The 21,054-nt window shown below is 38.1% G+C and carries 24 protein-coding genes and 2 pseudogenes; 6 read left to right on the forward strand and 20 right to left on the reverse strand.

Annotated features, from left to right (window positions below; genetic code table 11):
• Positions 1-199 precede the first annotated feature (199 nt).
• The 6 genes from KSZ58_RS22980 (at position 200) to hydF (ending at position 6,623) form a co-directional block, all read left to right on the forward strand.
• Positions 200-823 carry a hypothetical protein gene (locus KSZ58_RS22980; RefSeq protein WP_009270077.1) on the forward strand — a complete coding sequence of 208 codons (624 nt, stop codon included), beginning with the start codon at positions 200-202 and terminating at the stop codon, positions 821-823.
• Positions 824-837: 14 nt separating this feature from the next.
• Entirely contained in the window at positions 838-2,301 is a 1,464-nt protein-coding gene (locus KSZ58_RS20215; protein ID WP_009270076.1) for a diguanylate cyclase domain-containing protein, read from the forward strand.
• A gap of 388 nt (positions 2,302-2,689) precedes the next feature.
• On the forward strand, positions 2,690-2,953 hold the full coding sequence (locus KSZ58_RS20220; RefSeq protein WP_002606672.1) for a TM1266 family iron-only hydrogenase system putative regulator: 264 nt from the start codon (positions 2,690-2,692) through the stop codon (positions 2,951-2,953).
• Complete coding sequence (gene hydE / locus KSZ58_RS20225; RefSeq protein WP_022299983.1) at positions 2,946-4,034, forward strand: [FeFe] hydrogenase H-cluster radical SAM maturase HydE; 1,089 nt, start codon at positions 2,946-2,948, stop codon at positions 4,032-4,034. The genes KSZ58_RS20220 and hydE overlap by 8 nt, the downstream gene beginning before the upstream one ends.
• On the forward strand, positions 4,013-5,431 hold the full coding sequence (hydG, locus tag KSZ58_RS20230) for a [FeFe] hydrogenase H-cluster radical SAM maturase HydG (RefSeq protein ID WP_009588991.1): 1,419 nt from the start codon (positions 4,013-4,015) through the stop codon (positions 5,429-5,431). Before hydE ends, hydG begins: the two co-directional genes overlap by 22 nt.
• 1 nt (position 5,432) lies before the next feature.
• The gene (gene hydF, locus KSZ58_RS20235) at positions 5,433-6,623 is read left to right on the forward strand and encodes a [FeFe] hydrogenase H-cluster maturation GTPase HydF (RefSeq protein ID WP_161128922.1); all 1,191 of its coding nucleotides are present in this window, start codon (positions 5,433-5,435) and stop codon (positions 6,621-6,623) included.
• A 461-nt stretch (positions 6,624-7,084) separates the two neighbouring features.
• Here hydF and KSZ58_RS20240 read toward each other — a convergent pair whose 3' ends face one another.
• The 20 genes and pseudogenes from KSZ58_RS20240 to KSZ58_RS20335 form a co-directional block, all read right to left on the reverse strand.
• A complete protein-coding gene (locus tag KSZ58_RS20240) occupies positions 7,085-7,552 on the reverse strand; it encodes a hypothetical protein (protein WP_009270072.1) in 468 nt (155 codons plus the stop codon).
• Positions 7,533-8,252: a ribulose-phosphate 3-epimerase gene (locus tag KSZ58_RS20245; RefSeq protein WP_052015762.1), complete on the reverse strand. Its 720-nt coding sequence runs from the start codon at positions 8,250-8,252 to the stop codon at positions 7,533-7,535. The genes KSZ58_RS20240 and KSZ58_RS20245 overlap by 20 nt, the downstream gene beginning before the upstream one ends.
• A 269-nt stretch (positions 8,253-8,521) precedes the next feature.
• Positions 8,522-9,712 (reverse strand): site-specific integrase, encoded by a 1,191-nt coding sequence (locus tag KSZ58_RS20250; protein WP_217752916.1) that lies wholly within the window; start codon positions 9,710-9,712, stop codon positions 8,522-8,524.
• 77 nt (positions 9,713-9,789) lie between these two features.
• Positions 9,790-9,993, reverse strand: coding sequence for an excisionase (locus tag KSZ58_RS20255; protein WP_022582750.1), 204 nt, complete (start codon positions 9,991-9,993; stop codon positions 9,790-9,792).
• A gap of 374 nt (positions 9,994-10,367) precedes the next feature.
• Positions 10,368-10,622 (reverse strand): helix-turn-helix domain-containing protein, encoded by a 255-nt coding sequence (locus KSZ58_RS20260; RefSeq protein WP_021360132.1) that lies wholly within the window; start codon positions 10,620-10,622, stop codon positions 10,368-10,370.
• Positions 10,623-10,624: 2 nt separating this feature from the next.
• Positions 10,625-11,044 (reverse strand): RNA polymerase sigma factor, encoded by a 420-nt coding sequence (locus KSZ58_RS20265; RefSeq protein WP_006354941.1) that lies wholly within the window; start codon positions 11,042-11,044, stop codon positions 10,625-10,627.
• Positions 11,045-11,310: 266 nt separating this feature from the next.
• Positions 11,311-11,541 carry a hypothetical protein gene (locus KSZ58_RS20270; RefSeq protein WP_006354942.1) on the reverse strand — a complete coding sequence of 77 codons (231 nt, stop codon included), beginning with the start codon at positions 11,539-11,541 and terminating at the stop codon, positions 11,311-11,313.
• A gap of 23 nt (positions 11,542-11,564) precedes the next feature.
• Complete coding sequence (locus tag KSZ58_RS20275) at positions 11,565-11,756, reverse strand: DUF4177 domain-containing protein (RefSeq protein WP_003434344.1); 192 nt, start codon at positions 11,754-11,756, stop codon at positions 11,565-11,567.
• Positions 11,757-11,919: 163 nt separating this feature from the next.
• Positions 11,920-12,636, reverse strand: coding sequence for a cyclopropane-fatty-acyl-phospholipid synthase family protein (locus KSZ58_RS20280; RefSeq protein WP_003434342.1), 717 nt, complete (start codon positions 12,634-12,636; stop codon positions 11,920-11,922).
• Positions 12,637-12,757: 121 nt separating this feature from the next.
• Positions 12,758-13,384 (reverse strand): TetR/AcrR family transcriptional regulator, encoded by a 627-nt coding sequence (locus KSZ58_RS20285; RefSeq protein WP_074106148.1) that lies wholly within the window; start codon positions 13,382-13,384, stop codon positions 12,758-12,760.
• A gap of 290 nt (positions 13,385-13,674) precedes the next feature.
• Positions 13,675-13,815, reverse strand: coding sequence for a hypothetical protein (locus tag KSZ58_RS20290; protein WP_006354945.1), 141 nt, complete (start codon positions 13,813-13,815; stop codon positions 13,675-13,677).
• 51 nt (positions 13,816-13,866) lie between these two features.
• Entirely contained in the window at positions 13,867-14,778 is a 912-nt protein-coding gene (locus KSZ58_RS20295; protein WP_022618702.1) for a cation diffusion facilitator family transporter, read from the reverse strand.
• 11 nt (positions 14,779-14,789) lie between these two features.
• Complete coding sequence (locus tag KSZ58_RS20300; protein ID WP_003434335.1) at positions 14,790-15,488, reverse strand: hypothetical protein; 699 nt, start codon at positions 15,486-15,488, stop codon at positions 14,790-14,792.
• Positions 15,485-16,168 carry a hypothetical protein gene (locus KSZ58_RS20305; RefSeq protein ID WP_021425553.1) on the reverse strand — a complete coding sequence of 228 codons (684 nt, stop codon included), beginning with the start codon at positions 16,166-16,168 and terminating at the stop codon, positions 15,485-15,487. The genes KSZ58_RS20300 and KSZ58_RS20305 overlap by 4 nt, the downstream gene beginning before the upstream one ends.
• Complete coding sequence (locus tag KSZ58_RS20310) at positions 16,165-17,010, reverse strand: ABC transporter ATP-binding protein (protein ID WP_133145601.1); 846 nt, start codon at positions 17,008-17,010, stop codon at positions 16,165-16,167. The genes KSZ58_RS20305 and KSZ58_RS20310 overlap by 4 nt, the downstream gene beginning before the upstream one ends.
• Before the next feature lie 102 nt (positions 17,011-17,112).
• Entirely contained in the window at positions 17,113-17,694 is a 582-nt protein-coding gene (locus tag KSZ58_RS20315) for a TetR/AcrR family transcriptional regulator (RefSeq protein WP_009902354.1), read from the reverse strand.
• 77 nt (positions 17,695-17,771) lie between these two features.
• A complete protein-coding gene (locus KSZ58_RS20320; protein WP_133145602.1) occupies positions 17,772-18,629 on the reverse strand; it encodes an alpha/beta fold hydrolase in 858 nt (285 codons plus the stop codon).
• Positions 18,630-18,841: 212 nt separating this feature from the next.
• Positions 18,842-19,459 (reverse strand): annotated as a pseudogene (locus KSZ58_RS20325) (conjugal transfer protein); the annotation flags it as partial.
• Positions 19,446-20,150: pseudogene (locus KSZ58_RS20330) on the reverse strand (lysozyme family protein); the annotation flags it as partial. The pseudogenes KSZ58_RS20325 and KSZ58_RS20330, both read right to left, overlap by 14 nt.
• A gap of 462 nt (positions 20,151-20,612) precedes the next feature.
• The gene (locus KSZ58_RS20335) at positions 20,613-21,047 is read right to left on the reverse strand and encodes a DUF3788 domain-containing protein (protein ID WP_003437417.1); all 435 of its coding nucleotides are present in this window, start codon (positions 21,045-21,047) and stop codon (positions 20,613-20,615) included.
• Between the last annotated feature and the right edge of the window lie 7 nt (positions 21,048-21,054).

The raw sequence follows: 21,054 nt of genomic DNA on the forward strand, positions 1-21,054 counted from the left end.
TATAGAAAAAGAAACAGATGAATGCCACCTGTTTCTTTTGGGATTTATCCCCCTAAAGTGTCCCTCAAAGTTCAGACCCCTAAATTGACCCCTAAAGTTTAGCCCCCCAAATATTTTGGATACCCGACAGCATGGCTCCCTTTCCATATGCGAAATTTGTCGAATGTGAGTTTTTTTAATTAAAGAAAAGAGGATGAGCATGGAAGTTTATAAAAAAGAAGCTACAGAGCTTGAAGAACAGCTTCTTATACTGCGCAAACAGGGGAGACCGGAGGAGATTCTTCAAAAGGCTTCCCGGCTACTGGAAATTGCGCAGCTTCATCAGGATCCCTACTACATTGCAGCTGCATTGTATTTTCAGGCATATTATGAATTTTCAAGAGGAAATTACAAAGAATGTCTTCAGCACTGCTTTCAAAGTGAGGAATACTGTGAAAAAAATGAATATCTGAAAATTCTTGCATACATACATAATCTACAGGGAATCGTTTATTCTGATCTGGGGGATTTTCTCACCTCCCTGCATTTTCTTCTAAAGGCTTATTATCTCACAATGGATCATCCGGAATTCGAATATCATTATGCGATTATTAACAATCTGGGAACTTTGTTCCATGATATCGATTGTGAACAAAGAGGAATTGAATACTTCATACGGGCATTTCAGGAACGAAGAAAAATGCATCTTGAATTTTCACTGAATGACGGTATTATATTAACGAATATTCTGATGGTATATATGAAAATGAACCGCGCAGCAGAGGCAGCTCCTGGTATGAAACATTCTTACGCTATTTCAAAGACAATGACCATGTGGTACTGACAGAGAATAGAATCATGATCAGCATATTCGAATTGTGGCACAGAAAGGATATAGCGAAATTAAAGCAAAGATTATATGACTTTCTGGAGGCTGCTCCCCATACATCTGATTATAAAAATACAGTGAGAAACTATATGGATTGTATTCACATCTGCATTTCATTAAAATTAAAGGATCAGGCATATCTGCTATATCGCAATCTTGAAAAAATGGAATCTCATCATCCAAACTCTATCAATTCCGCAAGACTAGCAGATATCAAGGTGGAGCTGGCAATGCAATTTTGCTCCAAAGAGGAACTATTTCTCCATCTGCTGGAAGCCTATCGTCTCAACCGAAAGGCCAGAGAGCAGGAAAAACGCAATAATCTGCAAAGTATGATGAATAAAATGGATTTGGAAAACGCACTCTACGAACAGCATATTATCCTGCAGCGAAATGAAGAGCTTCTTCGCAGCAACAAACTGGATCCCTTTACCGAGGTATTGAATAAAACTGCCTTTCGCAACCATGTGCTGGAGGCGATTCGTGGTAAAAGAGCAGACGAAAAGGGTGCTTTCTTTATACTGGATATTGATAATTTCAAAATTATCAATGATACCTGTGGACATCTTGTGGGTGATCAGGTAATCATGAAGGTCGCAGCTAATCTTCAGAATAATCTAAGAGAGGAAGATCTAGTCGGCAGAATCGGCGGTGATGAATTTTGTATGTATCTGAATCATATCTCATGTATTGAGGATATTGAAAAGAATGCTTTACGTATTATAGATAATATACGCAATCTGAATATCAGTAAGCTGCAGAAGCAGCTTACTGTCAGTATGGGAATTTGTATTGTGGATACAGAAAAGGATTTTGAAGATATCTTTATGAAAGCAGATCATGCTCTTTATGAAGCTAAGGCAAATGGGCGTGACCAGTTTGTTGTCTATAAAAATGACTATTTCAGTCAGATCATGCAGAAAAAAGAAAAGCGCAAGGACCGCCATGAGGTCACCGTCAATGATATTCTGCCAAAGGTATTTGAAATGCTGAATGTATTCGATAAACGGGATGAGCTGCTGGCACAGACGATGGAATTTATCTGCCGTTCCATGAATGTGAAAAATATATTTCTGCTTCGCTTTGAAAATGAAGCATATTCCATGGGCAGAGTTTATATATATGACCTGGAAAGGAATAAGGCATCCAAGCATGTTCATATTCAGACGGATCCAGCATACCTAAAGGCTTTTGATGACAGACACCTTTACTATCAGAATCAGATTAACGTAAATGATATCCGTTATATAAATGCGTATGAACAATATCAAATTCAGGCAACACTGCAGCATCAGATTTTGTATGATCATAGAATGATTGGTGTACTTGGTATGAATGATCGAAGAATTCATGAATGGAATGAAGATGATTTATCGCTGATTCGTAATCTTTCCTATGCATTTGCGACCTACCTGATTGCAATTGAAAAATAGGGATAAGATAAATCTGAGAAATACAATAAAAACATGGAGTCTAAACAATTTGCAGTTCTGATTGAACGAAAAACAGACGCATTTCATCCAATGTAAGAATAGGAAGAGGGAGTACGCAGCAATGTCTTCTTCTTTTCTTTATGTATTGGAAATTATTTTAGTTTTTTAAGTACATAGTACTATATTACTTGTGAACAAATAAACAAGGTGTTATAATCAAGATGTTGAAGTGAGCGGAAAGTGGTACTGACCGTAAACATCAAACATCGATCGCTGACGATCTGCTTCTAAAGGAACAGCCTGAGGAAAAAGACGGGAATGCAAATAGTTTTTTACTGTATTCTTGTTTTTTCATAGGACAAGAATTTTTTTAATGGAGGAGGATGTTATGGAAACTAGAGTTGCTGTTATCGGTATCATTGTCGAAAATACGGAGTCTGCTGAAAAAATCAATTCCATACTTCATGAATATGCACAATATATTCTTGGTCGTATGGGAGTGCCGTATCAGAAAAGAGGGATTTCTGTTATCAGTATTATCATAGATGCACCTCAGCCTGTCATTTCTGCATTATCCGGTAAACTGGGGAAATTAGAGGGTGTCAGTACAAAGGCACTGTATTCCAATGTGATGGAGAATATAGATGGATAATGTTTCTTTTCTGATCGAAAAGCTATATATGGAAGGCTGGCTAAGAGATGAAGAATTTCTTGAGGTACTTATACATCATGGTGAGAATGAAATAAGAAATCTGCTTGCGGAGTATGCAAGAAAAACAGCGCACAGATACTATGGAAATAAGGTGTATACCCGTGGATTGATAGAGTTTAGCAACTACTGTCGCAATGACTGCTATTACTGCGGTATCCGCCGCAGCAATTCCCATGCGCAAAGATACCGTCTGAAAAAAGAGGATATCCTTACCTGCTGTGATGAAGGCTATAATCTTGGATTTCGTACCTTTGTCCTGCAGTCCGGGGAGGATGGATATTATACGGATGAGCTTCTGATTGAAATCATAACTGATATAAAACGGCGGTATCCGGATTGTGCTATCACCTTATCACTTGGAGAAAAAGAGAAGGAGAGCTATCAGCGCTATTATGATGCAGGTGCAGATCGTTACCTGCTGCGTCATGAAACAAGCAATGCACAGCATTATCGTTGTCTGCATCCAAAAGAGCTTACCAGTGAGCATCGCAAGCAGTGCTTAAAGGATTTGAAGGCAATCGGTTTTCAGACCGGCTGCGGAATCATGGTCGGTTCTCCCTCACAGACGCTGAAGCATATTGTAGAGGATTTGCATTTCATGAAGGAGCTTCAGCCGGAAATGGTGGGAATCGGGCCTTTTCTTCCGCATCATGATACACCGTTTCACAATGAACCGGCCGGCAGCTTCACGCTGACACTGACACTGCTTTCCATTATCCGTCTGATCCTGCCGGATGTACTTCTTCCGGCGACTACAGCTCTGGGTACGATTGATCCACAGGGAAGAGAACAGGGGATTTTAGCAGGTGCCAACGTTGTGATGCCCAATCTCAGTCCGATAGCTGTGAGAAAGAAATACATGCTGTATGATGATAAAATCTGTACCGGTGATGAAGCAGCCGAATGCAGAGTATGTCTTTCCAATCGTATGAAGCGTATTGGATATGAACTCGTAACAGATCGCGGCGACAGTATAAGAAAGTTAGAGGAAAAACGTATATGTACAATAAACATTCACTGAAAGCAACGGAATTTATTGACGATGAGGAAATCAAAGAAACACTGTGCTTTGCACAGGAAAACAAACACAATAAGGAATTGATCAGCTCCCTGATTGAGCGAGCCGCAGATTGTAAGGGGCTTACACACAGAGAGGCTGCGGTGTTATTGGAATGTGATCTTCCTGAGGAAAATGAAAAGATGTTTACGCTGGCAAAACAGATCAAGCAGAAGCTGTATGGCAATCGCATTGTTATGTTTGCTCCGCTGTATCTTTCCAACTACTGTGTTAACGGCTGTGTATACTGTCCCTATCATTATAAGAACAAGCATATTCGAAGGAAAAAGCTGACGCAGGAAGAAATAAGGCAGGAGGTTATTGCCCTGCAGGATATGGGACACAAGCGACTTGCTCTGGAAACAGGAGAGGATCCTGTTCACTCACCGATTGAATATGTACTTGAGAGTATTAAAACGATTTACGGCATCAAGCATAAGAATGGAGCTATTCGCCGAGTGAATGTAAATATCGCGGCAACAACTGTGGATAATTACCGAAAGCTGAAGGAAGCAGGAATCGGTACGTATATCCTGTTTCAGGAAACCTACAACAAGCAATCATATGAACAGCTGCATCCAAACGGACCGAAATCAAACTATGCCTACCACACGGAGGCAATGGATCGTGCCATGGAGGGCGGTATTGATGATGTCGGCTGTGGGGTATTGTTTGGATTGAATATGTATCGTTATGACTTTGTAGGACTTTTAATGCATGCTGAGCATCTGGAGGCGGTTCACGGCGTTGGTCCGCATACAATCAGTGTTCCACGTATCTGTCCTGCTGACGATATAAATCCGAATGAATTTTCAAATGCCATCAGTGATGAGATATTTACAAAAATTGTTGCTGTATTGCGAATAGCTGTACCATATACCGGTATGATTATCTCTACAAGAGAATCACAGAAAACAAGAGAAAAGGTTCTTGATCTCGGTATTTCTCAGATATCCGGAGCTTCTTCCACCAGTGTCGGCGGCTATGCAGTACCGGAAAAGGAAGAGGAAAACAGTGCGCAGTTTGATGTGAGTGATAACCGTACCCTGGATGAGGTGGTTAACTGGTTGTTGAAGCTGGGCTATATACCGAGCTTCTGTACGGCATGCTATCGGGAAGGAAGAACAGGGGACCGCTTTATGAGTCTGGTGAAATCCGGACAGATTGCCAACTGCTGTCATCCAAACGCATTATTGACACTGCGGGAGTATCTGGATGATTATGCAAAAGAGGATACAAAAAAGCTTGGCAGTGCCATAATAGATCGGGAGCTGTTACATATTCCAAATGAGAAAGCAAGAGAAAGCTGTGCCTCCTATCTGCATTCCATTGATAATGGAAAACGGGATTTCCGGTTTTAATATGAGTCTTCAGGACACACCCAATGCAGTACGTCTGCACATTGGCATATTTGGAAAACGAAACAGCGGGAAGTCCACACTGTTAAATGCCATTACGAAGCAGAAGGTCTCTACCGTTTCTCCTGTGGCGGGCACAACCACGGATCCTGTAGTAAAAGCGATGGAGCTTCATGGTCTTGGACCGGTGGTATTTTATGACACTGCAGGCTTTGATGATGAAGGGGAGCTGGGGAATCTGCGTGTTGAAAAAACAGTGGAAGTCACTCAGAAAACAGATATGGCAATTCTGGTATTCCGTGACATGGATATTTCCTGGGAAATGACATGGTATAAGAAGTTAAAAGAAAAACAGATTCCTGTTCTTTGCATATGGAATCAGGATGCTGAAGATGAGAAAGTATATGCGGATGTGGTTACACAGATTGAGAAGAAAACAGGTAGTGACGTACTTATTACAAATGTGAAGGAGCTGGTGACGGATGATGTTTGTCAGGCTTTGATTCGTCTGCTTCCCTCTGATTTTACGGAAGAAACAATCACCGGACATCTGGTACAGGAAAATGATCTTGTTCTGCTTGTTATGCCGCAGGATATACAGGCTCCAAAGGGAAGATTGATCCTGCCGCAGGTACAGACAATTCGCGATCTGCTGGATCACAAATGTATTATTCAAAGCTGTACAAGCGATACGTTAGATGCGGCTCTTTCAGCTTTGTCAAAGCCGCCGAAGCTGATAATCACAGACTCACAGGTGTTTCCGCTTGTATATGAAAAAAAGCCGGAGGAAAGTCTGTTGACCTCATTCTCCGTACTATTCGCAAAATACAAAGGGGACATCCAATATTTCATAAAAAGTGCAAAGGCTATTGATCAGCTGACTGTAAACAGCAGAGTTCTAATTGCCGAAGCCTGTACACATGCCCCACTTGCGGAGGATATCGGCAGGGTTAAGATTCCTGCTATGCTGAAGAAAAAATATGGAGACGGCTTGCAGGTGACTATTGTTTGCGGTACGGACTTTCCGAAAGAACTGCAGGACTATGATTTCATCATTCATTGCGGTGCCTGCATGTTTAATAAAAAATATGTTCAATTCAGAGTGGAACAGGCAAAAAAGGAAGGAATACCGATGACGAATTACGGAATTGCTATCGCATATATGAAAGGGATACTGGAGCATATTATATATTGATAAGCAAAATAAAAAGTGAATGCTCAACTCATTTACTTGATTCATTACAATGAAAGAGTAACACAGCTGTTTCATAAGTACTGACTTATGGAGCAGCTTTTTGTTATACGTTCCTTTTTAAAAACATCATATGGCTTATGCCTTCCTTTTTATAACTGAAACCGAATCTGCAGGACTGGGAAACAACGAATACTATAGAGTTTTCATAGACGAAAGATACCTCATAGGAGAAGATAAATACAGCAGTATGCAGAGGCTCTTTTTCGGTTATAGAAAAAGCTAAAAAAAGCAAAGAGGAAAGAAAATCTGAATCGTGGAATTGATGGGGTGATTACAAAAAAGAGAATTCAAATTATTGATCTATACAATCATGCTGAATTCTCTATACCTTGTATTTACTTTCAATCAGGTAAAAATTGGATTTTTTTCATTTCTGTATATACTCCGATATGAGTTAGAACCTATACAGAACCCCTGATGTTTTCCTGTTTCGAAATATCAATGAAATAATCACAGATTCTTCGTACAGCTGCCCTCTGCTTCTTCATATCGGTACCGGTGGCTTCATTAAACCAAAAAATTTTGAATTTTTCGTTTCCGAAGCTCAGAATAACACTGCTTTTAAATACACCCTTTCTCACAGTGGCTCCTTGTATATCCTGTAATGGAATACGGAAATATCCGGTAGCCCTTGTCACATCCAGAGAATGCAGTGTAACAATATGAAGATTCGTTTTCGTTAAACCCACATAGCAGTATATATTACGGAATCCGATATTCGGACGTTTATCTGCATCAACAGCATAGGATAACAGCCTCGGTGTTGTGGATACGATATTTCCCCAAGTTGTTGCCCTGTACTTCTCCTGCTCACAAAGCAGCTTTTTTAATTCCGTATTTTTGCTTTCCTCATTCATAGTCAATGCCATTTGAATTTCCTCCTGCAATGATGGCCTGTTCGAGAAGCATGATGCTTTCATCAATGGAATGCTTATGATTACATAAGCCGGAGGTTCCTCCTGTAAACATCGTTGCGCCCGCCTTTGCACATTTCTGTATGGTCCCTGTATGAATATTTCCATCAACTTCGATCACCCTGTCAAGCCCTGCTGTCATAAGCAGCTGATGCATTTTTTCTATATGGCGAACTGCCTCCTCTTGAAAGGTCTGTCCTGAAAAACCGGGTTGGACACATAGTTTCAAAATCCACTCCGCATGCTCAGAGACTTTAATGAAATCTTCTGGTACCGGTGTATCACAGCGAAAGGCAAGGACAGGCTTTGCTCCAAAATCACGTACTGTTTGAAAAGCTTTTTCTATATCGATATCCGCCTCATAATGAATCGCAATATAATCTGCTCCGTTTGCTATACAGGGCTTAATATATGGAATCGGGTTTCTACAGGCCAGATGCACCGTAATCGGCAATTTAGTATAGCTGCGAAATACCTTCAGCATGAGATCGCCGAAAATGAAGCATTCATTAAACTGGCCATCCACCATATCATAGTGAAGACTTTTAATACGAGATTGATTGATTTCCTCCATACTCTCAGCAATATGTCCAAGATCAATACAGGACAAGGATGCATTAAAACTGAATTCTGTTGTTGTCAGCTTCATGGTCATGCCTTCAACAGCTTTTTGATTTCATACTCATAGGGTGTATTCCGGCAGTTTTTCAGTGCGGAGGTCAAATAGGTTTTGCTTAATTTTTTATTACAAAAACTTACTAAATTTCTGATTATCTTTTCATAAGTTGGTAAATGCCGATATATCCCATATTTTCGGGCTTTATTGGCATTTTCCTTTTGGAAGATACCTCGCATAAGATGGCATTTACCAGCATGAAAATGCAACCAAAAGTAGTAAATAAGTAGTAAGATACATTTTCGATATTAAGAAGCCAGCTTTTCTAATTCAGCCTTTGCAGACTGGAAAGTACCGTGAGCATAATACCCTAATGTCATGGTTATGTTTGCGTGCCCCATGATGTATTGCAGGGTGTTAGGGTTCATTCCCTTATTTGCCATGTTTGTACAGTAAGTATGTCTGAATGAATGGGGCGTGATGTTTGGCAACTTGTCCTTATGCGTCTTGTTGTACTTCTTAATCAGCCCACGCACCATACTTTCATAATTTCCTGCCACCTTTGGCAATCCCTCACGGTTCAAGAACAAGAAGTTGCTGTAACCGTCAACAACAAGCGGTTGTGCTTTTCCTCGGTTCTTTAAAATTCGTTCAAGTGCCTGATATGCTCTTTCTGTCAATGGAAGCTCACGCTTCCCGTTTTTTGTCTTAGGTGTGGAAATATAGTAACCCACCTCTGTATCACGCAATAGCTGGTGGTCTATGTTAATCACACGGTTAAGCATATCAATGTGTGTTGTCAGTCCGCATAATTCAGAGATACGAAGTCCCGTTTCCAGCAGAAGAATAACTTCATCACGATACTTGCTGTAGACATTATCTGTTTCCATAAAGGCAAGGAGTTTTTCTTCCTGCTCTGGTGTTAGGATAACCTTTGCTTCCGTATCATCTTCCAGAACATCACTCAACTTGAAATTGAAAGGATTTTTTCTGATACAGTCGTCTTGTATCGCCATATAGAATGAAGCCTTTAAGGAACGCTTATAGTTATCTATCGTTTTGTAGGAATAACCTTTGTCATTCATTCTGATAGCCCATTCTTTAGCGTCGGACTGCTTGACCGTATCAATCGCCCTCATACCCAATGGGTCATTTTCCAGTGCGTTCATAAGATACTGTCGTCCTATTTTTGTGTTTCTCTTGATGTTCTTTCTTTGATTGTTCTTCTTTTCGTAAAGCTGGCAGACTGTCATTTTACCACCCACTGTGTCGATACCGTCGTCAAGGTCTTTTTTTATCTGCTTTTCTTTTTCCCTCAACGATATATCATCACGTTTTCCAGCAGGTGTTTTGTCTGTGGGTACAAGTTTCCAAGCATATACAAACTGTGACTTCCCGAATATATCGGTATATTTATAAACGTATCTTCCGTCTTTTCTCTGGCTCTCTCCAAGACGCAAATTGCGTCCTTTACTGTCTTGTCTTTTCATTTTTGACATAGTGTAAAGCTCCTTTCCGTCATGGAATGAGCCGTGATACGCTACTAATATTATACCATATCTACGGCTCTAAGACATCAGATTTCGTCCAGTGTATCAATAATTTTTTCAAACTGTTTTCGCTTTATCTGAATACGGTTTCCATTAACGATAACCCAACCAGAGTCCAGATTTTCCTCGGCAAGTTTACGCAACTTCTTTTCCCCGATACGAAAATATCGGGACGCTTCTTCTATACTAAGGGTGTATTTTTCCCAAATCGGCACATCAGTATTGTTCATGTTGCAACAACTCCTTTCTGTGTGTCTTATCATAAGCAGACAGACGGCTTTGGAAAGCTCCGTTAGTATCTCAACTATTCCCATTCTTGTGGGCAGAACCGCACCATGCGGACGTATCATTATTCTGTGATAGCAGGTCATGGCAAAACGACCATTCCACAAGTCGCTCTCGGATCAACTGCGTGGGTCGCTCGCTTTCTTGTCGGAAAGGTCATGGCGTACAGTCCCCGTGGCTCGCTGTATCACAAACGTATCTGTCTGCTTTATTCAGTTGTCTAAGAACAATCGGCGAAAGCCGTAGGCTTCCATGTATAAAAGCAGGAGCAGGGCAGGAAAGAAGGGAATTTAACCAATCACACCCTGCTGGTATCTGCTTATTCTTCTTCGGTTTCTATATCTATATCAATCTCAAAGTCTAAAATCATTTTGATTAAGGCTTCTCGAATACGTCCCTTTAATTCCATATCAACAACAATATAAACATTGCCGTATTCATCATATAAAGGACGTAAACAACACTTTGATATGTACGGGTCATAGAATGCCAGTAATTTCTCAATCGCAGTTTCATCCCCATCCATAGCTGATGAAATCAAATAATAAGACGGGTGCTTGTACTTTTTCTTCATTTCTATTTCTTCTCCTTTAGTATCTCTTTCATAGTTTCTAGTGCACGGTGTCTGTGTTTGAACACAGCCCCTCTGGTATAATTCATAATATCTGCAATCTCTGTATCACTCATTTCCAAGAAGTAATACATCAATACATTGTTACGTTTTTTTTCGGGTAGCTGTTTGAGAGCTTCTGCAAGTTCATCATCAAGGACTTTAATATCTATGCCACACACATTAAAAATTGTGTAGTTTGTTTCGTAGTCGTCCCATGTTGCCAGACTTTCTACCGTAATGTCTGGTAATTCGCTAAAAGATATTTCCTTGTTTTTTCTTCGTTTTAATTCTTTACGGTAGTTCCAGATAATACCTTTGACAACTTTTTTCAGCTTACATTCAAACTGACACTGAATTGTTTTTTGGAAATCAGACGGTTTCATAATCTCACCTCCTTTCCAGCTATGAATTGAAAAGTGTTTATCCCTCTTTCCGCACCATATCTGTACAGCAAGGTGTGATTTGCTTCCAAAAAAATGAAAATAATTAAAAAAACTTTTCGGGTATTAAAAAAGCCCGCACAAAATATAAATTTTGTACGAGCTACTGGTATAGCGTATTTAATTGTAAATAGTATGCTGTTAAATTGGGCTTGAATATACTGAATTGTACATAAAGCGTTTCATACGGCAAGCCCCCTTTACAACATTTAAACCTTAACCTTTGTCTTTTTGGTAATCGTATAAATATATTCCTCTGGTGTTGGGCGCTTATTTCCAAAGTATCGTTTAAAATTTGCCTGCACGTCTGGGTCTGTACTTTCCATAGTTTTGTCTATGGTATCTTGTAGCATAGCCCTAAATTCAGATACAGAAACACCTTGAGCTTTAGCACCAACTTTCATAATATAATTCATATCTCGTCTTTTAAGTCCTATCATTAGAACCAACTCCCTAAAATAAGTTAATCTTCTTTTTCAAAAATTAAATCTATCTTTCGCATACAGCCTTTTGCGTCAATTTCTGTGGGTACAAACCCTGCGTAGTGATACCCCGTTTTTGCGTAACTGTCAATAATTTCTTTGTGTTTATCAGTACAAAGGAATACAACTCCTTTCGCATTATAGTTAATTTCTACATACTCATATTTTTTCATTCTTCAAAACTCCTTTCAAATACAAATTTATCTTTGGATTTATTGACTTTTACAAACTGGAATTATTCTTCTATTTTCAAATCATTACCCTCAAAGATAAAATTATTGATGTCAATCGGTAAACATATTAGAACGCAAATTATAGTGTTTGGTTCTAAAGAATTTATTTTTTTTGTAGAATTATAGCAATAAAATTCAGATAATCTCCACCGCCAGCTTCTATTGCCTTACGGTCATTTATTGCATATTCATTATTTTGCTTTATCCAATCCGACCAAACTTCCGAATTACTTTCCATTTCATATATTGAAATTAAATCTGCCTTTTTACAATGACTAATTATGTTAGACCAATATGTTATATCATGTATATAATCAAGTTCTTCTGGTGTCCATGATAACAATAACTCTTCTGGAAGTTTCTCATGGCAATCTTTCTTCATGCCAGGAACTGTGATATAAACAAACCCACCTTTCTTAACAAATGGAAGCAATTTTTCATCTAAATATATAGGGTCACGTCCAAAATAATTATATGAATCTGTACTTACTACAGCATCAAAAAACTCTTTCTCAAATTTAAGTTCATTGGCGTCAGCTTTTACAGATTTAATTTGTGCAGAAGATAATCCCATTTTTTTGAAAAATTCTTCATTTTCTTTTGGCTCACTCCATAAGTCAACTGCAAAAACAACAAATCCATATTCTTTTGCAAGAAATACAGAAGTTAAACCTTGTCCACTTCCAAGGTCACAGACATAGCTACCAGACGGGATTTTATGATTTTGTAATAGTTCCTCTTGTAATTTTATAGGATTCGGCCCCATAATTTTTGTCTGTAAGTCGGGTGTAAAATATTTTTTACTGCGAATATATTCCATTTTCTCATCTCCGTTATTGTAATATTTTAATAGTTAATATTTGTGACTTATAACAATATTCATTTTGAGTTTCTCTGCTGAAATTAAAAAGTTAGGTTTATATTTAGGACAGAATAAAGGATTATTTTACTTTCTCATTTATAATATATTTCTTGACAAATTGTTTAACGTGTGTAGTTAATTGAGTTTTTAAATCCCAACAATTTTCAACTGCGTCTGCTACACTTATCAATAGAAATAATGGCGCATAATATTCAATAGCAAGCTGTTTTGTATCACACTCTTGAAGAACACCTTTTTTAATCATTTCATTAAATATATCTTCTATATAACTGATAGGACCATTTACAAGACATTTTTGATAAAGCACATTCATTTTTAAATTTCTATATTGCTCTAGTATTAACATTTTGCGAAAATTAGACGCAAATTCATCAGTCACCCAAAAATCGTATTGTGCAAGAGTAAATGTTATTAGACTTCCAATAGTTGTATTTCTGTATGCATTTGGGGTTACCTCTATTGTGCTTTCTGGTACTTGATAATCCTTAGCTCGCTTATTATCAATTTGATACATACGTTCTACGATACAGTCAAAAATATCTTGCTTATTTTTATAATGTTTATATAATGCTCCTTTTGTCATTCCCAAGGCTTCCGCAATCATACTAACAGAAACAGCCTCATAACCATTCACTGCAAATAAGTGTAGTGCAATTTTTAATATATTTTCTTTTGTGTCAGACATTTACAACCTCCTTCTTTAGTAAACGAACGTTTACTTCTTTAAACCATTATAGTAAACGTTCGTTTACTTGTCAAGTAGTATAAAATGTAGTGTGCCTTTGGTTCATAGGTTGATTTCTCAATTGCTGGTGTTTTGTGCCTTGCACCATATTTCCTACATACATTTCTCTATGCAAAAGACTGTTGATTGTAAAGAATTGTACTCAAAGCTTTCCTTAACGTTAGCCCCCCTTAAAGCACTTTCTAGTATCTAAAAACATCATTCTACAACATAACAGATTTCAATAAACCTTAATACATCTTGTCGTCCTCGCTATCTTTTGAACGATTGTTAGAATTTCTCCTTTGGTTATACTTCTTCATAATTACAATTTTAAGTAAGCCAACGACAATCAAAACCACAACAATGATAATCCACCAGTATTGTTCCATAACCTACTTCCCTCCTTTCCCTTTCAATAGCCTTAAATCATCTTCCCTGTCCTATGCAGAATAGAGAAGTTCATTCGTATTAACATGTACCATACAATGCTTACATTGTGGAAAGTTGTTTTCAATCGTTTGATGGACTCCCTCAGCAATTCTATGAGCGTCATAAAGAGCTAAATTACCATCAGCTAATATTTCAATATCTACATACATTTTCGCTCCAAACATGCGGGTTTTTAATTCATCAATACCATCAACCCCTTGCTGCTGAAGCACAACTTCCCTAATCTTTGTTTCAGTAGCATTGTCACAACTATGGTCTACCATTTTGTTAATGCTTTCTTTGAAAATGTCCAAAGCAGCTTTTAAGATACAACCGCAAATCACAACGCTTGCAATAGGGTCGAGAATAGCATAGCCTAAACGCGCTCCTAAAATGCCAATTAAGGAACCAACCGACGAGAGTGCATCAGAGCGGTGGTGCCATGCGTCAGCCATAAGTGCGTCAGAATTTGTATGCTTTGCAGCATTTCTTGTAAACCAGTACATCCACTCTTTTATAACAATGGATAAGACTGCCGCCGTAAGTGCGATTCCACTAGGGACAGAAAGCGTATTGTACTGTCCTGAAAAGATTTTCTTGATACCTGAATATCCTATTCCAGCACCCGTTATAGCCAATGCAACAGAGAGAATAATGGAAGCCACACATTCCATACGTTCATGCCCATAAGGATGTTCTCTATCAGGCTGTTTTTCTGATATTTTAATTCCAACCATCACAACGATTGTGCTTAATACATCAGAAGCCGAGTGTACAGCGTCCGACAGCATGGCACTTGACTTTCCTATATATCCGGCAGCAAATTTAAGTAACGATAAACTTAGGTTGATAAATAGTGTGATTTTGGAAACCTGAATAGCTCTATTTACTTTTCCGTTTTGCAGAAGTCTACCCTTTTCCATAATATGCCTCCTTATCCTGCCAGCTTCCGAAACAGACGTTTTGTAAGGAAGTAGTACCAGACTAAAGCTACCACCAATCCTATAGAGAAATAAAGAACCGCCTCATTCTGCATGGCTTTCGCTACCCAAAATGATGGAAGGAAGCCAACCGCGAACTGGTAGTAACTATCAATAAAAAAGGGGGCTGGTATTCCGAGCAATGTAAGTGCAGCTAGTTTTGTAACTGCCATACCCTCTAATTTATTGCTTGATAATGTGATAATCATAAGTGAAACAATAATTGCCTGTACTGAGCCGAGAAGCGCCAAACATATTGTCATTCCAATGGACAACTTTTCTAATGAAAAAAGTAACAGTACAATAAAAGCGATGACCGCCGAAATAATCGAGGGTACTCCCAACCTTGTAAAGAGATACCCCGACTTACCAAGAGGGGTAATCGAAAAGTACCGTGACACTTTATCGTCGATTTCCTCTAATGTAATCATTGCAAATGCAAAGCAGAGTAATACAGGAGCCATGATAGAAAGTAGTAAATCAAAAATCGGATAGTATGCTTGCAAAGAAAAATCTGTTATTCTTTCAAGAAAGGGAATACCTAATTTAATCAAAGCTCCCATGACAAAAGGCGTAAAACAAGCTGCAAACATCATAGGGTCGCTCTTGATTTGTCTAAATACCTGTATGGTACTGGATAATATCCTTTTCATAGCTTTACACCTCCTAAACTTTTCCACATATGCTTAACTGTATGTCGCGCAACTATGTAGAGGATAATCAACGTAGCAATTACAAGTACCATATCAAACGATAGTAAAACGCTTTTTCCAGTTATAAGGTTCATGCAAGCTGTGAATGGAAAAAAGCGGAACAGATATGGTAACTTCACAAACAGACCAACAATAGGTGGTACAAAGCAAACAATTTCTATCGGCATAATCACAATGAGAAATTGGTTCAAGTTTGAAATTTTTGTAGCTGCAATAATTCCAAGCATAGTAAAGATTGCTGAGGTCAAAGCCGTACCCACTGTGATACCAAGTAAATGATTGCTGCCGGAAACTACCCCTAATATCAATGCGATTACCGTAGAAATAGCAATCAACGCAACTGTTTTTGAAAGTATATATTCCGATATTTTTACAGGGGATACCACCATAGCATTTAATACCTTTTGACTTTTTTCCAAAAGAACAATCGCTCCCATGAAAAACAATCCCATTGCTGCTGGGTCAGAGTAGATCATAATAGAAGCAATATCCGTTTTCCAATGTTCCGGCAAAGCGGCAATCCCGCACACATATAAAACTGTTAATATAAAGTAGATAAAATAGAAACCATATTTCCATTGGAAATGTATATCACCACAAATTAAACGTCCCAATCTCATTGAAGTGTCCTCCCTGTAATATCAACAAAAATATCATTTAATGTAGGCTCACTACTATGAATAGAAAGCAAACGGTTTTCGGAAATTAAACTTTTTAACAACTTATCTTCTGTGGTTCTATCAAGCAGACATTCTCCGGTTTTCTCGCCTTTATCATAGTAGGTATATTGTATTTTGGCAGCTCCCCTTGACATAATCAAATTATGCGGGCTATCCAATGCACTGACTTTTCCGGCAACGATAAAGGCTACTTGGTCACATAGCTCTGTTGCGTCAAACATATTGTGAGTAGTAATGATAATCGTTTTTCCGCGTTTCTTTTCCGCAAGAATAATATCTTTCATTAAACGACTATTTGTAGGGTCAAGACCGCTTGTAGGTTCATCAAGGAATAATATATCAGGGTCATGGACTAACGCTTTAATGAAATTCAAGCGAGAACGCATACCTTTGGAAAAGTCAGCAACTTTTTTGTCCCCGTCATTTTCCAAGCCTACCATATGCAATAATTCATCAATAGACCGAGGTTGCTTTTCATATAGAGAAGCAAAATAGGCGAGATTTTGTCGTGCTGTGAATTTCTCGTAGCAGGTTGAAAATTCAAAGTCTACCCCAATATTTTCATAAAACTGATTTGTATGCTCCCTTATTTCTGTACCTGCAACTTTTACGCTGCCTTTATATCTTGTATTAAGCCCAGTTAAAACTTTTTGAATAGTTGATTTTCCAGCACCAGAGGGTCCTAAAAAACCAAAAATTTCTCCTTTCCCAACATGGAAACTTACATTCTCCACAAACGGTTTGTCAGTATAGCTAAAATACAGTTTTTTTACATCAATCATTATTCATTCCTCCTTTAACTTTATGACGTTTATAGATATATAGTCATATAAACTGTAAAAAATTGTTTGGCTACCTGCCTGTCAAATAACCAAACAAAATTGTTACTCTGCTACTACTTGCTGAATAATACCATTCACTAAAAGATTTTGTATCATATTCAGTTCTTCGTCCTCTTTGAATTGTTCCAAACAGGATAAAACAGAATACAGGGATTTTATAATAACCGTATGCGGAACCAAAAATACAACCCCTAAATCTTCCAATATCTCCAATATACGAATATCACTGTACATATGATTTTCAAAAATATCTGACGATATTTTTCTTTGCAGATAGTCCATTAAAGATAAATCAATCTGTGAAAGAATAGGCGAAGTAATCACCCCCGTTAAACTTAGCATGATAACGTCCTTTGCTAAATCTCTATGGTTCTTATACTTTTTCTTTTTAATGGTTGTTTCTATACTTGTAAATAACTCTTTTTGTAAGCGAAAATTGATTTCAACATATAGATGTTCTTTACTGGGATAAAAAGCATAGAAAGAACCTTTTGATATGTTTACAGCAGCTACTAAATCATCAACTGTTACTTTTTTTAAGCCGTGTAATGCAAACAGCTTTTCTCCCTCTATCAAAAGTTTACTGTTTATGATTTCTTTTTCTTGTTCCGTAAATCGTGGCAAACTCATAACCTCCTTATGACTAAAATATTTATATCGTCATGAAAAGTATAACATTTACTGATTATATAATCAATATGCTATCCAAGATATTTATGCAAGGTAGCTTCCAATGCGTTTATTGTAGTGTCCGTGTCCTCATTAAAAATCATGTGACGATTAAGCTCTAAAGCAAGTAATTCCTTTTGCGGTACATGAATTAAATCAAATACTTTGTTGGTATAATCAAAGCTAAAAAGCGGGTCGCCTTTGGCAGTAATTAAAATAACAGGACATTGTATAGCCCCATTCTCCAGGCACGATAAGTCAGCATTAAATAAGCTGGCGACAAATCTTAAAGGATAATAGGGTAAAAGCATAGGGTCATTTAAGCAATCTTGTTTTGCCTGTTCACTATAAAATACTCTGTCATAGTCTAAATAAGCGTCTCCTGGAACCTTGTAGTTAGGCAGCAATTTTCCACCTACACGAAACCCCCACTGTATCAGCCCCATAAAACGGTGCGACCATGCGGGATATTTTGTTAAGCTCATAGTTTCTTTTAATGTAGTCAGCATGATATTATGTGGAAAAACGGCTTTTAACCTTGTGTCCCTACCTGCCGCCATTGCAGCTAAAATCCCGCCTTGACTGGAACCCATGACAGCTATGTTTTCACCGAAATTTTCTATTCCGTAAGTTGTTGCGTCATATACATTATGCAACATATCTTCCATTATATAATTTTTTTTGATTTTAGGGCTTTTTCCGTGTGAAAGATAGTGAACACCTATTATATTAAACCCTCTTTCGCTCAATCCACATAGAAAATTCTCATACATGAGAGGGTGTGACATAGTACCTGGCAAAAAAACAATGGTAGGACTACTTCTTTCTGTATACCAAATAGAAAGTGTTATCGGAACATTATTTGAAGAAATGCCAACTTCTTTATACATACACCATACCTCCTATATGACTGATTTGATTTTATAGTCATATTATAGCTTATTGCAAGCAGAAAGTCAATAGCTATAAATATATGATTTAAGGTAAAATTGTCAAGAAAGATTCCATTGCTTAAAATACAATGAAATAGCTTGTCAGTGCAGTACATTTGCTACAGAAAAGGCAGACTATATCCGAAAATAGAGCCTGCCAACAAAATGTCTTACATAATAATCTTCCAGTTACTATCCTTATATAGTACAAGCTCATACTGCGAAACTAAAGTTGCCTTTGTCTGATTATCAAGGAATTTCACGGCTACTTTGACTTTCACATTGTCCCCGTCCTTTGTAAATACTGGGTTTACCAGTTCAGAATAAAGGTAGTCCCTGCCGATAGGTTCAAGCACATTTCCCGTTACATAATAAGCAAGCTCTTTTTCTGTTGCTGTCGGGTACAGATTAAAGAATGTTTCCAGAAATGTGGTTGCGTCATTTACGGTATCAGCGTCCAGTTTACCGTCTGCTTCTGGTGTCTTTGGTTCATAGTCTGATTTTTCGATTGCTGGTGCAAGGGTAGGGTTCTGAATAATTACCATATCCCTGTCAGCGTCTACATGGACTTTTACCGTATAGGTTGCCTTGACTGTTGTTGTCTGTTCTCCCTCTTTTATCTGCTGATCTACTTCGTACGTAGCAGAAAAAGTGTTCGTTCCCGACTGTTCGATATTCCACACAATCACATCTGTAACTGTGGGGCTAGTCAGTATAACGGTTCTAATAGTATCAACATTTAAGTCCTGCAATTTCTTTGTTAGATAACCGCTGATTGCCTGCATGGTACATCTGATTATTTCCCACATAGATACCGACGTGCGTTACATACGAACCAGCGTTATAGGTTGAATGGAAAAAGACCAACTCCCCAGCTTTTGCCTGCGATAATGGGATATGCCGGGTTGCGTCATACTGTGTTTGTGCCGTTCTCGGTAAGTAGATACCAGCTTTTCCATAGCACCATTGCACAAGTCCGCTACAATCAAAGGAAGTGTTGGGATTGCTTCCCCCAAACACATATTTCCACCCTTGATACTTCAACGCTTCATTCATTACCTTTTGTGCCAGTTCCCCCGACACCTGCGGAACAGTTAAATACTGATTGACTAATTCCACATAGAACATATTTCCATAGCCATAACGCCAGCCCCCGTTCTTTGCAACGGCTATCGGGTTGGTGTAGGTTACTTTTTTACCGCCCGATTTCTCACGGGCGAAGCTCTCTGCAAGGTTAAAAGCATGTTTCTTTCCTTTTCCTGCCACATAGCCCACATAACCCCCGCCATAATTGTAAGATTGTATCGCTACATTCAAATCGTCGATACCTTGATTTTTGCAGGAAGAAAGCAGGGACGCAAAATACTTACACCCCTGCTTGATTGAGCTTTCCGTATCTAAAGAGTTGGGCGGTAGTCCCAGACTTTCTGAACTCTGCATGACATCTTCTGCCGTACCACCACTTTCTACTTGAATGGCATCTGCAAATATCACAGAAGTAAAACTATCGGGTGGAAAACATACACTTTTTTCTTAATAAGATAACTCTTAAAAAGTTGAATTGTGGATAACTCAAATATAAGAAAAGCCCAGACGAGAGTCCGGGACTTTGTCTACAGCCTGAAGTACCTTATTTTTAAGGTACCCTTATCGTTTTATTTTTATAATATACTCTCTGACGAATCCAAATTGCTATTAAATGAAAAAAAGCCCGCACAAAACATATAGTTTGTACGAGCCTTTAAAGCTGTATTGCATTCAATTTTTAGTAAAGCTTTATTAGATTGTATTTGATTGTGTGGAATTGTACTTAAATCTTTCCATAACGCAAGCCCCCTAAAGTACTTTCTTAAGTATCTAAAAATCTCATTTCCCATAATTATATAGGTTACTTGTCTCAACGATAATACCTTGAGATTACGTATGTGAAAAATATTTTTATTACGGTTTTACACATTTTATGGCATAACGAATTTCAATAAGCCTTAATACATCTTGATATACATTATTTTTAGATTTTAAGTCTATCATAAGCCACCTTTGTCCATTTCCCTCTCTAGTGTTACGATAAATTTCCTGTACATATTCAGAAAGCCTAGGTAACAAGTTTTCAACATCTTCTTTCTCTTTATTACCTACAACCACCAATACAGTAAAGTAGTTCTTCTTCGGATAGACAACACACAATGATTTCCCAGATTTTTTAAACTTTACGTTCCAACCTCGTGCCCAGACATCTTTACTGTATTCGATTTTGCAAACCGCTTTATATTCATTGTTCATATGCTGATACAACTCATCAAATGCAGAGTTTTCAATATAAACGCTTATTTCACTAATATTAGGTACATAATTTATATCTTTTATGTTTATCACAACGGAC

It is taken from the genome of Erysipelatoclostridium sp. DFI.2.3 (assembly GCF_019132535.1).
Taxonomy (GTDB): domain Bacteria; phylum Bacillota_I; class Bacilli_A; order Erysipelotrichales; family Erysipelotrichaceae; genus Clostridium_AQ; species Clostridium_AQ innocuum.